Source organism: Micromonospora lacuserhaii (genome assembly GCF_036902735.1).
Lineage (GTDB): Bacteria > Actinomycetota > Actinomycetes > Mycobacteriales > Micromonosporaceae > Micromonospora.
Genome location: NZ_JBAKHO010000054.1, coordinates 1 through 13185, shown reverse-complemented (window position 1 = coordinate 13185; position 13185 = coordinate 1). Strand labels below are relative to the sequence as shown.

Here is a 13185-nt window from a genome sequence, read left to right as displayed (position 1 = left end):
GTCGCACCGTCGGGAGTGTCGGCTGCTGTCGTTCGTGGCGGACCCGCTGGCTGTACAGCCGTGCACCGTCGACCTTCTGATCCTAGATTCCCAAGACCACTTCGCAGCCGTTCGGCAGTGTTCGCGACGGCCTGGTCGCCGCGAGCGCGGCAACTGGATCGGTTCGATCTCGTCCGACCCGGTTCGCCCCGGTGGCTCCCACCACTGGCTCCCAGCTCATGCCCTCTGGCAGGGCCGACGAACACAGGCTCCCTACGATAGGTTGGTGAGCCATGCCGAGCTCGATCACTCTCCTATGGACGCAGATCGCCGAGTGGTTACAGAGGAACGCGCCTCTCACGTTCGAAAAGCTCAACCCTCCCGCGGATGACCGGGCGCTGGCTGAGCTCACGTCAGAATTAGGCACCGAACTTCCACCTGATTTGGTGGAACTGCTTCTGAACTTCAACGGTTCCGACGACGCACGAGGTGTCAGCGGCATAATCCTGCTTCCGTCGGGCTACCACATGATGGATAGCTCGCGGATCGCTCGCGACACCCGGCAGAGAGCGTCGATCTGGGGCGATGCCTGGCGGCCGACCTGGATCGCGTTCGGAAACGATCTGTGCGGTGGCTGTCTTGTCCTCGATACTCAGCCGCAGCCACCGTACGGGCGGATATTTGAGTTCGACGAAGTCGAAGGCCCGTTCGGTTCGGCGTGGGATAGCCTGAACGATCTACTCACGGAGATGTTGGCTTTGCTGGAAGGACGAGCCGTCCGCTTGGCTCACCGAATCCCCTACGAATATCCCCGCGCGCCGGATCCCCTGAAACCCGTTGTTCAAGAAGGGGAGTTGGAGTGGGAAGGTGGATAGGAAATTGGATAACGGGGCCAACCCGGAGTTGACAGCCCCACTCCCGACCAGGACAGGCTGGTGGAGGTCGAGCGGGCGGCCATGGACGCGGCCGCCGACCGGCTCTTCGGTTGAGCTTGGCTGTAGCGCTGAAAACCGCGAAGACCCAGGCACAGCCGAGATGGGCTGTGCCTGGGCCTTCAGTGGTGCGCCGCCAGGGACTCGAACCCCGAACCCGCGGATTAAGAGTCCGCTGCTCTGCCAGTTGAGCTAGCGGCGCTCGTTGGCAACGGAGAGAACACTAGCACGGCCCCTGAGCCGGGTTCCAATCCGATACCCGACTCCGCTCTTCGGTCGAGCTTACCGGGCAAAAGATCACTAAAGGCCCTGGCGAGCGGCTCAGGGGACCAGGGCCGGGCTCCGGATACGGCACGATGTCCGCCAGGCACGCGAGAACAGAGGTGGGAATGGGCAGGTTCACGCGGGGCGGGGCGATGGTGGGCGCTCTGGTCCTGGTGGCGTCGCTGGCACTGACCGGGTGCGGCGACGACGACAAGAAGGGCGCCGCGTTCGTCGGCGGTGGCGCTGCCACCCCGGGCACCAGCGCGCCGGCGTCCGACGACCCCGGCGCGACCACCGCACCGGCGCTTCCCAGCCTGTCGGTCACCCCGGCCGACGGCGCGGCGAACAAGCCGGTCAGCATCGAGATCAGCGCGAAGATCCCTGGCGGGGGCGAGGTGTCCTCGGTCACCCTCGTCTCGGCGGACGGCGACCGGGTCGAGGGGCGGATGCGCCGGGACGGCACCTCCTGGGTGCCGTCGACGCCGCTGGCGTACGGCACGAGCTACACCGCCACGGTGACCGGCACCGGCTCCGGCGGCGAGACGCACCGGGGCACCAGCACGTTCACCACGATGAGCAAGCCGAAGTCGATGATCAACTCCGGCCTCTACCTCTTCGACGACAAGTCGTACGGGGTGGCCATGCCGGTGGTCGTCGAGTTCCACCCGGGCATCCCGAAGAAGGACCGCGCGGCGGTGCAGAAGCGGATGTTCGTGAAGACCGACCCGCCGCAGCCGGGCGCCTGGCACTGGGTCTACAACGGCACCCAGGCTTACTACCGCGCGCCGGAGTACTGGCAGCCGGGCACCACGATCGACGTCCGGATCGCGCTGGCCGGCATGCCGCTGAGCAACGGCCGGTACGGCAACGTCGACCGGTCGGCGACCGCGAAGATCGGCCGCTCCTTCGTGATGAAGGTCGACAACGCGACCAAGAAGATGGACGTCTACGAGGACGGCAAGCTGACTCGCACCTTCCCGGTCAGCCTGGGCAAGAAGAGCACTCCCTCGTCCAGCGGCACCATGGTGGTGATGGAGAAGAAGGAGAAGACCGTCTTCGACACCATGGACGATCCCGACCCGGCGAACCGCTACCGCACCGAGATCGACTTCGCCCAGCGGTTGACCTGGGGCGGCGAGTACATCCACGCGGCGCCCTGGTCGGAGGGGGTGCAGGGCCGGCAGAACGTCTCGCACGGGTGCGTCAACGTCTCGATGGCGGCCGGCCGCTGGCTCTTCGAGCGGACCAGGATCGGTGACCCGATCACCGTGAAGGGCACCGAGCGGAAGATCGACCCGGGCAACGGCTGGACGGCGTGGAGCCTGAGCTGGTCGAAGTTCGTCGAGGGCAGCGCCCTGCCGGTGCCCAGCGGCGGGTCCGGCCCGCTGCTCTGAGCGACATCGCGGGGCCGGCCGTCGCGCCGGCCCCGCGAGCACGAGCCAGCCTCACCAAAGCCGATCATTTTACCGTCATTCGTACACAGCGATCGGCGTGTTCCAGTTCACGGGTGGCAACCGGTCGGCGCTCTCCCGCGTCAGTAAGAGACGATGGGGCATCGGGGACCACGACTGCGAGGGAATCATGCGAGCTGTCCAGGATCAGCTGTCCCGGCGCGTCGGCCGCCGCCGCGCGCTCGCCGCGGGGCTGCTCGCCGCGGCGCTGACGTTCACCGCCGGCTGCACCGGCTCCGACAGCGACAAGCCGTCGAGCTGGCAGGGCGCGAACGAGAAACCCCCGAAGGCCGCGGCCACCATCACCGCGCCGAAGACCGACGCGACCGACGTCCCGGCCACCACCGGCATCACCTTCACCACGACGGAGGCCGAGGAGACCACCGTCGAGCTGAAGGACGACGCCGGCGAGGCCGTCGAGGGCGCGCTCGCCGCGGACGGGAAGAGCTGGCTGCCCACCGACACCCTGAAGTACGGCCAGAAGTACACCGCCACCGTCACGGCGACCGGTGACGACGGCAGGCCCGCCACGGCGACCAGCGCCTTCACCGTGATGGACGAGCCCGACAAGCAGATCCGGGTCACCAGCTTCCTCGGTGACGGCCAGGTGGTCGGCGTCGGCATGCCGCTGATCGTCAAGTTCGGCCGGGCCATTCCCCGGGACTACCGCGACGACCTCCAGCGCCGGATGACGGTCACCTCCACCCCGGCGCAGGAGGGGATCTGGCACTGGGTCAGCCCCACCGAGGTCCGCTACCGGCCCAAGGAGTTCTGGCGGGGGGGCAGCACCGTGTCGTACAAGATCCGGGCCGCCGGGCTCCCGCTCGGCGACGGCTGGTACGGCCGCTCCGACCTGACCGTCGACGTCAAGATCGGCCCGTCGCTGGTCATGCAGGTGGACAACAGGACCAAGCGGATGACCGTCACCAAGGACGGCACGGTCGTCAAGACCATCCTGGTCAGCCTCGGCAAGCCGACCACCCCGTCGTCCAGCGGCACGATGGTGGTGATCGAGAAGCTGCGCAAGACCGTCTTCGACACGCGCGCCGAGCTCGGCCCGCAGGAGGGCTACCGGACGGACATCGACTTCGCCCAGCGGATCACCTGGGGCGGCGAGTTCATCCACGCCGCGCCCTGGTCCGAGGGAAAGCAGGGCAGCGTCAACGTCTCGCACGGCTGCGTCAACGTCTCGATGGCCGACGGCGCCTGGCTCTTCGCCAACACCCGGATGGGTGACCCGATCACCGTCAAGGGCACCGAGCGCAAGCTCCAGAACGGCAACGGCTGGACCGACTGGAACATGAGCTGGGACGAGTACGTCAAGGGCAGCGCCCTGCCGTACCAGCCGGCGGCCGAGCAGAGCGCCGGCGACGAGCCGACCGTCCAGGCCACCGTCGAGGCGACCCCCTGACCGGCCCCGCAACGACGGAAGCCCCCTCCGCGAGGAGGGGGCTTCCGTGTCTGGGGTGACTGATGGGAATTGAACCCACGACAACCGGGACCACAACCCGGTGCTCTGCCAACTGAGCTACAGCCACCATGCCTTCCGCGCCGGTGACCCGGGCGGGTGCGGAACTAATAATAGCCACACCACCGGCGGGCCCGTCCAGCGGGTTCCGCACCACCGTGCCGGCGGGCGGCCGCGCCGCTCAGAGCTGCGCGGCGATCCCCTTGGCCGTCTCCACGTCCGGCCCCGGCAGGGGTACGAAGATCGTCCGCCGGTAGTACTCCAGCTCCCGGATGCTCTCCCGGACGTCCGCCAGGGCCCGGTGCGCGAGCCCCTTCTGCGGCTGGCCGAAGTACACCCGCGGGTACCAGCGCCGGGTCAGCTCCTTGAGGGAGGAGACGTCGATCATGCGGTAGTGCAGGTGGGCGTCGAGCCGGGGCATGTCCCGGGCGATGAAGCCGCGGTCGGTGGCGATCGAGTTGCCGCAGAGCGGCGCGGTGCGCGGATCCTTCACGTGACTGGTCACGTACTCCAGCACCATGTCCTCGGCCTCGGCCAGGGTCACCGTCGAGCGGCGGACCTCCTCGGTCAGCCCGGACTTGGCGTGCATGGTGCGGACGATCTCCGGCATCGCCTCCAGGGCCGCCTCGTCGGCGTGGATCACCACGTCGACGCCCTCGCCGAGCACGTTGAGGTCGCGGTCGGTGACGAGCGCGGCGACCTCGATCAGCGCGTCGGCACCGAGATCCAACCCGGTCATCTCACAGTCGATCCAGACGAGAAGGTCAGCCACCGGGACAGACTACGCGCAGCCCAGCTCTCCGCGCCTCGGCACCGGTGGCCGACGGGACCGCTAGGGTTTCCCCGTGCCAGCCGAATCCGTCGCGCCACCGGCCGTCGCCCCGGGCGACCAGCGCGGCCGTACGCTCCGCCGGATCGTCACGGTGCTGGCGCTGGTGGCCGTGCTGCCGGCGCTCTATCTGCCGGGCCTGGTGCACGACTTCTTCGACCTGAAGATCTACATGCGGGCGATGGACTGGTGGGCGGCCGGGCACCCGCTCTACGACTACGTCCAGCCGGACCGGGTGCAGGGCGAGCTCTACTTCACCTACCCGCCGTTCAGTGCGCTGCTGCTCCGGCCGTTCGCGGCGCTCCCCCTGGGCCTCACCATCGCGATCTTCACGGCCCTCACCGGCATCGGCGTGGTCGTGACGACCCGCTGGCTGGTCGCCCCGCTGATCGCCCGGCACGGGCTGCCCCGACTGTTCACCCTCACGGTGGCGGTGCTGTTGGTCTTCGCGGTGGAGAGCACCCGGGAGACGATCACCTTCGGCCAGATCAACATGCTGCTGGTGGTGCTGATCCTGGCCGACCTGCTCTTCGCCGTACCCCGGGCGCGGCCCTGGGCCGGGGTGGGCGTCGGCCTGGCCACGGCGCTCAAGCTCTTCCCGGGGATCTTCCTGCTCTACCTGCTGATCAGCCGGCGCTGGCGGGCCGCGGTGGTCGCGGGGGTGACCGCGACGGCGGCGACCCTGCTGGCGGCGGCGCTGGCACCGAGGGACTCGTGGCGGTTCTGGACGCACGAGCTCTGGGCGACCGACCGCGTCGGCCGCACCGACTACACCGGCAACCAGTCGCTCTTCGGCCTGCTGAGCCGGCTCGACGCCCCGGCGAAGCCGCCCCAGTCGGTCTGGCTGGCCCTGGTGCTGGTGGTCGCCGGGTTCGGCCTGTGGCGTGCGGCGCGGGCCGCCCGGGCTGGCGACGAACTCACCGGCCTGACCCTGACCGGCCTGGTCGGCGGGCTGGTCAGCCCGATCACCTGGACCCACCACATCTACTGGTTCATACCCGCCGTGGTGGTGCTGGTGGACGCGGCGCTGCACACCGGCCGCGGCACCGACGAACAGCGGCGGCGCTGGTGGCTGCTCGCACTCGCCGTTGGCACCTCCGCCGTGATCATCTACGGCGTGGTGTCCTTCCAGGACTGGGGCATCGCGCCGGTGCCCACCGACTCGCCCGGCGAGTTCGTGTTCCGCAACGAGTACGTGCTGCTCGCGCTGCTGCTGCTGGTGACGCTCCCGGTGCGGCGGGAAGCCCGGCCCACGCCCGCCCGGGGATAGTTGCGCCAAATGGACAGACGTTCCCATCCACGGCGTACCGGGGTTAATCTGGCAACACCTACCCCAGGCGTCTCTCGGGTAGCACCGATCCCCCGGTGATGGACGGCCCTCCGCGTCGGCAGCGCGGAGGGCCGTCCGGCGTCCCGCCGGTCAGTCCCGGCCGGCTTCGCTCTCCGGTGCGTGCGGCGGCCACACCGGCAGGTCCGCCAGCGTGGTCGGGCGGGCCGGCGCCGCGCCGATCGCCGGCACCCCCGCGCCCACCGACACGAGCTGCCGCTCCGGCTCCGGCTCCGGCACGCCGAGGCCGCTCAGCGAGCTGACCCCGAGCCGGCCGGCCAGCACCGGCACCTGGTCCGGCTCCACCACGAAGACCACCTCGCGCGGGCGTACCGGGCGCAGCAGCACCAGGGCGGCCAGGCCGATCAGCAGCAGGCCACCAACCAGCAGCGCCCAGGCGGCCGGGTCGAGCCAGCCGACCCGCAACTCGGCGCGCGACTGCAGGGCGAGCTCGGCCCGCCCGTCCGGCCGCATGATCACCAGGCTCAGGTCCCGGCCGGCCAGCTCGGCGGGGCTCCACTCGATCACGCCGATCCCCTCGCGTACCCAGAAGGGCCGACCGAGCGGGCCGGCCGCGGGCGCGCCGGCGGCCCCGGCGGTGGCGGCGGGCGTCGCGTCGGTGAGCCGGACCGGCAGCGGACCGCGGGCCGGCGCGACCCGGTCGACCGTGACGTATGGGGTCGGCGCGAGCCACCGGCGCACCTCGGCGGCGGGGGCCAGGCCGAGGAAGGCGGGGCCGTCCACGGTCCGGGCGGTCAGCCGCAGCCGGGCCGGACCGAGCCGGGTGAACGGCGCCTGCTCGCGCAGCAGCGCGTCGACGTCGGTCACCACCACGGCCCGGCCGGCGGTGCGCACCGGCTCGACGCGGGCGCCGAAGGTGCCGTCCGGGGCGGCGTGCCGGGCGACCGTCCACAACCCTCCCCCGAGCAGCAACGCCGGAATCCCGACGACCAGCAGCAGCATTCCGGCGAGCGCGCGCACGAACCGCATCCGTTTCGTCTCCTTCGGTGACCGGGTACCCGGCAGACCTTACCGACGGGAGCGCCGTGATCTGCGGATATCAGCGGGGACGGCGCGGATGCGGCGGCCGGCCCGGCGCAGGGGCTCCGCCGGCCGGTCGGGAACGCGGCTCAGGCCTTCGGCGCCGCCGGCAGGCGGGTACGGGCCAGCGCGAGGCCGCCGAGGACCAGCCCGGCCAGCCCCGCCGCCAGACCGGCGACGGCCAGCCCGGTGGACGCGCCACCGTCGTCGGCGGCGTCGGCCCGGGCCGCCGGTGCCGCCGTCGTGGGCGACCCCGACGCGGCGGTCAGGGTGAGCACCGGGGCCGGGTTCTCCGACTCGGTGCCGCCGGTGGGCTCCTCGATCCAGCGCTGCACGTTGCCGTCGGAGTACGTCTGCAAGGTCTTGAAGACCATCGTGTCGACCTGCGGCAGCGGCCCCATCGAGACGGGGAACTCCTGGAACTGGCCCGGCTTGATCCCGGCGTCACCGGTGGCCGTCCAGGTCAGTTTCGACACCGCCTCGGTGAGCTGGCTGCCGTGCACCTCGACCGGCGGGTCGACCTTGCGCTTCTCCACGGCCACCGTCCAGCCCGGCACCGGCAGGGTGGAGACGGAGCCGACCGGGGCGTTCTCCGGCAGCACCACCTCCACCTTCGTGGTGGCGGCGGTGTCGCTCTCGTTCGGCACCCGGAAGGCGAAGCGGCCGTAGCCACCCTGGGTCGCCTGCTTCGGGTCCACCGAGACGTGCGCCGAGGCGGGCCCGGCCATGCCGAACACGGCCGTGGCGAGGGCGGCGAGGGTGAGCGCGGCGGCGGTTGCGGGACGCCGGGAACGGATCATCTGGGTGAGCGCCTTTCGGTTACCTGATCGGCACGGTGGCGGTCACCGTGGCCTGGTCGATGTCGGAGATGCGGACGGTAAGACGGAACTGCCAGTCACCGGCCGCCGGGAGGCTGATCTCCCCGGTCGCGTGGTTGTCGGTCAGCGGGAGCAGCGGGACGTCGATCGGCTCGATCCCAGCCGACGGCAGCGCGGCGGTCGCCTTCCACTCGACCACCGGCAGTGGCTTGCTGTCCTTGCCGTAGGCGTACAGGTGCATCGAGTTGCTGCCCTTCTCGGCCGGGTCGATGTCGACCTGCAACTGGTAGAGCGGGCTGGTGAGCATGGCGGAGTACAGGCCGCTGGAGGTGCCGTCGGACTCGGCGGCCACGGTCCGGGCCGGGGTGGTCTGCACCAGCGTCGCCGACAGGCCGAGCACGATCGCGGTGACCGCCAGCTCCACCCAGATGGCCCGGCGCACCGGCACCGGCCGCGCTGCGGCGGTCCGCCGCCGCACCAGCTGCCGGGAGTACGCGGCCACCCCGATCACCAGCAAGAACAGGATGATCTTGGCGAGCAGCAGCCGCCCGTACGCGGTGTCCACCAGCGCGCGCGGGGTGCCCACCTCGATCAGGCTCTGCACGGTGCCGGCGAGCAGCAGCGCCGCCACCGCCAGCGCCGCCCAGCGGGACCAGATCGGCAGGATCGCCCCCAGTTCCCGCTCGTCGGCCCGGCGCAGCAGGAAGACCGCGAGCATCACCAGCCCGCCCAGCCAGACCGCCATGCTGCCCAGGTGCACCGCGTCGACCGCCACCGACACCGCCGGCGCCGGGGAGGCCGCCGGGTGCCCGGCCAGCGACCAGGTGAACAGGCCCGCCACCCCGAGCACGCCCAGAATGATCCCGTCGGTACGGCTCGGCGGCCCGGCGGTCAGCGGGCGCAGCAGGAACACCGCCGCCGCCAGCAGGCCCAGCCGGACCAGGTGCGCGGCCCCGTACGCGCTGCCGAACACCTCGGCGACGCCCGCACCGGTGACGTCGAACAGCCCCCCACCGGCGGTGTACGGCACCTGCAACCACATCTCGGCCACGGTGGCCACCGCCAGCAGGCCGACGCCGGCCCAGAGCAGCCGGGCCGGACCACGCCGGGAGAGCCGGTACGGCCAGAGCGCGGCGAGCACCAGCGCCGGACCGACCACCAGCAGCAGCCCGACGTAGCTGAGGTACTTGCCGACCTTCACCGCCGCGCCCACCACCGGGTCGGCGCGGTTGTCCGACCCGGAGTCGGTGGGCGGCGGTGAGGGCGCCCCGACCGAGTACGTGAACGCGCCCGAGACCGGGTGGCTGTCGGCGGAGATCACCCGGTAGCTGACCAGGTAGGTGCCGCGCGGCCCGGACGGGTCGACGGGCACCGTCACCACCGACCCCTCGAAGGACGGCTCGCCCCGGTCGGCGCGGGAGCCGTCCGGAGCGATCACCCGGATCTTGCCGGGCACCCTGCGGACCGACTCGCTGAAGGTGAGCACCACCTCGCCCGGGCCGCTCGGCACCACCGCCGACGCCTGCGGGCTGCTGCTGGCCAGCACGGCATGGGCGCTCGCCGGGGACGCCGGGGCGAGCAGCAGCGCGACCAGAATGACCAGCAGGCCGGCGGCGGCGCCCAGCCGCGCGTACCGGCGACGATCGACAGGGTTCATGCCGGCCATGCTCGCCGACCGGGCGCCGGGTCGGCCACCCGGCCCCGCCCGCCGCGCCGCACCGCCGGCCCCGGTCCCACCGACCCGGCCCGTGACCGCACTTCCGGCGCTGGTCCCGGCCGGGCTCACCCGCGTCCCGCCACGACCGAGGCGCGCCACGGCCGGCCGGTGTCGCCGCTGGTTCGGCCCAGCGCCCAGAGCAGTCCGGCCTGCGCCACGGCGGCCAGGTGACCGGCCTCGTGCACCAGCGCGGTGGTCGAGTTGGCGATGTCGACCACGCTGGTGCCGGCCAGGCAGACCGCCAGCACCAGCGCCACCGGCAGGAACGCCCGGGCCCGCTCCGGCCGCCAGGCGGCCAGCGCGAACCCGACGGCCAGGGCGACGTCGAAGGAGGCCATCTCCCGGCTGGCGTGCGGGTCGGCCGCCACCCCGAGCCCGGCCAGCAGCAGCGGCAGCGCGACGGCGAGCTGGGCCACCGCGGCCACCGCCACGGCGATGCGCAGCACCTGCCGGCGGGCCGCCCGGACGGCCGCCGGGGAGCGCCGGGCCAGCACCGGGTCGGCGGCGACCGCGGCCAGCACCTCGGCGGTCAGGTCGGGCACCCGCACCGACCGGACCCGGGTGAGCCGGGTCACCCGCTCGGCCCGGTCCAGCCAGGCACGGCAGCCGGGGCAGCCCTCGGTGTGGGCGTCCAGCGCCTCCACCGGGGCCTGCGGGTCCTCGCCGTCCAGCCGCGCCGACAGCGCCACCCGTACGTCGTCGCACTTCATGAGCAGGTAGTCGGGCGGGGGCGGGGAAAAGTTCCCGACGTGAGCGGGGCCATGGAAAGGGCCGAAGGGCCCTGCCCACCACCGCCACGCCGCGTAACCTCGTCTGTCGTGATCCCTGCCCCGCGCGACACCGCCGCCGCCGGCCGTACCGGCGTGGACCACGGCGCTGGGCGGGAGTCGGCGACGGGCTGGGCGCTCGCCGCCCGCGACGGCGACCCGCTGGCCCAGGCCGCGTTCGTCCGCGCCACCCAGGCCGAGGTGTGGCGCTTCGCCGCCGCGCTGGTCGACGCGGACAGCGCCGACGACCTCACCCAGGAGACCTACCTGCGGGCGTTCCGCGCCCTGCCCTCCTTCCAGGGGCGCTCGAGCGCCCGGACCTGGCTGCTCGGCATCGCCCGGCGGGCCTGCGCCGACCACCTGCGCACCGTGGTCCGCCGCCGGCGCCTCGACGAGCGGCTCGCCGCCGACGCGCACACCGGCCACCCCCACCCCGACCCCGCCGGCCAGCTCGGCGCCGTCGACCTGGTCCGCCGGCTGCCCGCCGAACGCCGCGGCGCGTTCGTGCTCACCCAACTGCTCGGACTGTCGTACGCGGAGGCCGCCGCCGTGGAGGGGGTACCCGTGGGCACCATCCGGTCCCGGGTGGCCCGGGCCCGCACCGACCTGGTCGACGCCGTCGGCGACGCGCTCGCCGGCTGAGTCGTGGAACTTATCGAGGGTGCGGAACGACCAATGATCGTGACCGCAGCGAGCACCCGGGCCGGCCGCTGGGCCGCCATCCGCCCCTGGCTCGGCGTCGCCGCCCGGCTCGGCCTGGCCGCCGTCTGGCTGATCGCCGGCGGGGCCAAGGTCGGTGACCTGGCCGCCTCGGGCCGAGCCGTCAACGCGTACCAGGTGATGCCGTACGAGGCGGCGACGGTGATCGGCGCGGCGCTGCCCTTCGTGGAGCTGGCGCTCGGCGTGATCCTGCTGATCGGCCTGGCCACCCGGCTCGCCGCCGGCGTCTCCGCCGCGCTGCTGGTGGTCTTCGTCGCCGGCATCGCCTCGGCCTGGAGCCGCGGCCTGGCCATCGACTGCGGCTGCTTCGGCAGCGGTGGGCAGCTCGCCGCCGGGCAGGCCCCGAGCTACCTCCCGGAGATCCTCCGGGACCTGGGATTCCTGGCGCTGGCCGGATTCCTGCTCAGCTGGCCCCGCACCCCCGTCTCGGTGGACGGCTGGCTGGCGGGCGAACCACCCGTGGAGGGCGAGGATGAGTAGTCGCAAGGGACAACGGGACGCGGCACGGGTGGTCCGGGAACAGATCGCCCGGGAGAAACGGCGCAAGCGGACCCTCTGGACGTCGGTCGCCGCGGTCGTGCTGCTGGTGATCGCCGGGCTGATCGGCTGGAGCGTCTTCCGTAGCCAGAAGTCGGACACCTTCACCACCCCGCCCGGCGCGAACCCGCCCGGCACCGGCATCGTGATCGGCGACGGTCCGGTCACCATCGACCTCTACGAGGACTACCTCTGCCCGGCCTGCCGACAGTTCCAGCAGACCAGCGGGGCGACGATCAACCAGCTGGTCGCCGACGGCAAGGCCAAGGTCGTCTTCCACCCGGTGGCCTACCTGAACCGCTTCTCCACCACCGAGTACTCGACCCGCTCGTCGGCCGCCTCCGGCTGCGCCGCCAAGGGCGGAAAGTTCAAGGAGTTCACCGACGCGCTGTTCGAACGGCAGCCCGCCGAGGGCAGCGCCGGCCTGAGCAACGACGAGCTGATCGACATCGGCGCGGGCGTGGGCCTGAACAAGGACGACTTCGGCTCGTGCGTCAAGGACGGCACGTACAAGGCGTGGACCGAGCACGTGACCGACGACGCCAGCAAGGCCGGCGTCACCGGCACCCCGACCATCAAGGTCAACGGCACGGCCGTGGAGGACCGCACCCCGGCGGGGATCACCGCGGCCGTGGAGGCGGCCGGCAAGTGATCCCCAGCCCGCTGCGGCGGGCCGGCCTGCTGCTCGCCGCCGCGCTCACCGCCCTGGTCACCCTCGCCACCCCGGCGTACGCGCACGGCGCCGACGCGCCCGCCGGCACCGACTACCGCGCCGAGGTCACCGGCCTCACCCCGGCCCGGCCGGGCCTGACGGTACGGGTCGTCGAGGCGGGCGCCCGGCTGGAACTGGTCAACCGCACCGGCCGGGACGTCGAGGTGATCGGCTACTCCGGCGAGCCGTACCTGCGGGTCGGCCCGGACGGGGCGTTCGAGAACAGCCACTCTCCCGCCACGTACCTCAACCGGACCCTGGCCGGCCGGACCGCGCTGCCGCCGGAGGCCGACCCCGCCGCGGCCCCGGCCTGGCGGCGGATCTCCGACGATGCCCGGGTGCGCTGGCACGACCAGCGGGCCCAGTGGCGGGAGTCCGGGGTGCCGGCGCAGGTGGCCGCCGACCCCGCCCGGGAACACCGGGTCCGGGACTGGACCGTGCCGATCCGCGACGGCGCCGAGCCGCTGGAGATCCGGGGCACGCTCGACTGGGTGCCACCCCCGGACCCGTACCCCTGGTGGGTCGCCGCCGCCCTCGGCGCGCTGGCGATCGGCGCGGCCGGGCTGCTGACGGCCGGCTCGGCCGCCGGGGCGCGGGCGCTGCGGGCGGTCGGCGAAGTCGGA

The 13185-nt window shown here is 72.6% G+C and carries 12 protein-coding genes, 2 tRNA genes and 1 pseudogene; 8 read left to right on the top strand and 7 right to left on the bottom strand.

Going from position 1 to position 13185, the window contains the following annotated elements; genetic code table 11:
• Window positions 1-272 precede the first annotated feature (272 nt).
• Window positions 273-854: an SMI1/KNR4 family protein gene (locus tag V6U81_RS24420; protein WP_334492472.1), complete on the top strand. Its 582-nt coding sequence runs from the start codon at window positions 273-275 to the stop codon at window positions 852-854.
• 183 nt (window positions 855-1037) lie between these two features.
• Here the strand turns inward: V6U81_RS24420 and V6U81_RS24415 are convergent.
• Window positions 1038-1113 (bottom strand) — tRNA-Lys (locus tag V6U81_RS24415).
• Between the two features lie 187 nt (window positions 1114-1300).
• Here V6U81_RS24415 and V6U81_RS24410 point away from each other — a divergent pair.
• Entirely contained in the window at window positions 1301-2569 is a 1269-nt protein-coding gene (locus V6U81_RS24410) for a L,D-transpeptidase (RefSeq protein ID WP_334492470.1), read from the top strand.
• Between the two features lie 187 nt (window positions 2570-2756).
• A complete protein-coding gene (locus V6U81_RS24405; protein ID WP_334492469.1) occupies window positions 2757-4037 on the top strand; it encodes a L,D-transpeptidase in 1281 nt (426 codons plus the stop codon).
• A 51-nt stretch (window positions 4038-4088) separates the two neighbouring features.
• Here the strand turns inward: V6U81_RS24405 and V6U81_RS24400 are convergent.
• Both V6U81_RS24400 and orn read right to left on the bottom strand, forming a co-directional pair.
• Window positions 4089-4164, bottom strand: a tRNA-His gene (locus V6U81_RS24400).
• A 111-nt stretch (window positions 4165-4275) separates the two neighbouring features.
• Complete coding sequence (orn, locus tag V6U81_RS24395) at window positions 4276-4866, bottom strand: oligoribonuclease (protein ID WP_334492468.1); 591 nt, start codon at window positions 4864-4866, stop codon at window positions 4276-4278.
• A gap of 73 nt (window positions 4867-4939) precedes the next feature.
• Here orn and V6U81_RS24390 point away from each other — a divergent pair, with 73 nt between their 5' ends.
• A complete protein-coding gene (locus tag V6U81_RS24390; RefSeq protein ID WP_334492466.1) occupies window positions 4940-6193 on the top strand; it encodes a glycosyltransferase 87 family protein in 1254 nt (417 codons plus the stop codon).
• Window positions 6194-6343: 150 nt separating this feature from the next.
• On the opposite strand, the gene V6U81_RS29245 is transcribed toward V6U81_RS24390, so the two are convergent.
• The 4 genes from V6U81_RS29245 to V6U81_RS24370 all read right to left on the bottom strand — a co-directional run bounded on the left by V6U81_RS29245 (window position 6344) and on the right by V6U81_RS24370 (window position 10536).
• Window positions 6344-7240: a hypothetical protein gene (locus tag V6U81_RS29245; protein WP_420884074.1), complete on the bottom strand. Its 897-nt coding sequence runs from the start codon at window positions 7238-7240 to the stop codon at window positions 6344-6346.
• A gap of 140 nt (window positions 7241-7380) precedes the next feature.
• Window positions 7381-8091: a YcnI family copper-binding membrane protein gene (locus V6U81_RS24380; protein WP_334492464.1), complete on the bottom strand. Its 711-nt coding sequence runs from the start codon at window positions 8089-8091 to the stop codon at window positions 7381-7383.
• Between the two features lie 19 nt (window positions 8092-8110).
• Window positions 8111-9775 (bottom strand): copper resistance CopC/CopD family protein, encoded by a 1665-nt coding sequence (locus V6U81_RS24375; protein ID WP_334492463.1) that lies wholly within the window; start codon window positions 9773-9775, stop codon window positions 8111-8113.
• 116 nt (window positions 9776-9891) lie between these two features.
• Window positions 9892-10536, bottom strand: a complete 645-nt coding sequence (locus tag V6U81_RS24370; protein WP_334492462.1) for a zf-HC2 domain-containing protein — start codon at window positions 10534-10536, stop codon at window positions 9892-9894.
• Between the two features lie 108 nt (window positions 10537-10644).
• On the opposite strand from V6U81_RS24370, the gene V6U81_RS24365 reads away from it, so the two are divergent.
• From V6U81_RS24365 to V6U81_RS24350, 4 genes and pseudogenes are all read left to right on the top strand, one after another.
• Entirely contained in the window at window positions 10645-11235 is a 591-nt protein-coding gene (locus tag V6U81_RS24365) for a sigma-70 family RNA polymerase sigma factor (protein ID WP_420884073.1), read from the top strand.
• A gap of 33 nt (window positions 11236-11268) precedes the next feature.
• Window positions 11269-11793, top strand: coding sequence for a MauE/DoxX family redox-associated membrane protein (locus tag V6U81_RS24360; RefSeq protein ID WP_334492461.1), 525 nt, complete (start codon window positions 11269-11271; stop codon window positions 11791-11793).
• The gene (locus V6U81_RS24355; protein WP_334492460.1) at window positions 11786-12502 is read left to right on the top strand and encodes a DsbA family protein; all 717 of its coding nucleotides are present in this window, start codon (window positions 11786-11788) and stop codon (window positions 12500-12502) included. Before V6U81_RS24360 ends, V6U81_RS24355 begins: the two co-directional genes overlap by 8 nt.
• Window positions 12499-13185 (top strand): annotated as a pseudogene (locus V6U81_RS24350) (hypothetical protein); the annotation flags it as partial. The gene V6U81_RS24355 and the pseudogene V6U81_RS24350, both read left to right, overlap by 4 nt.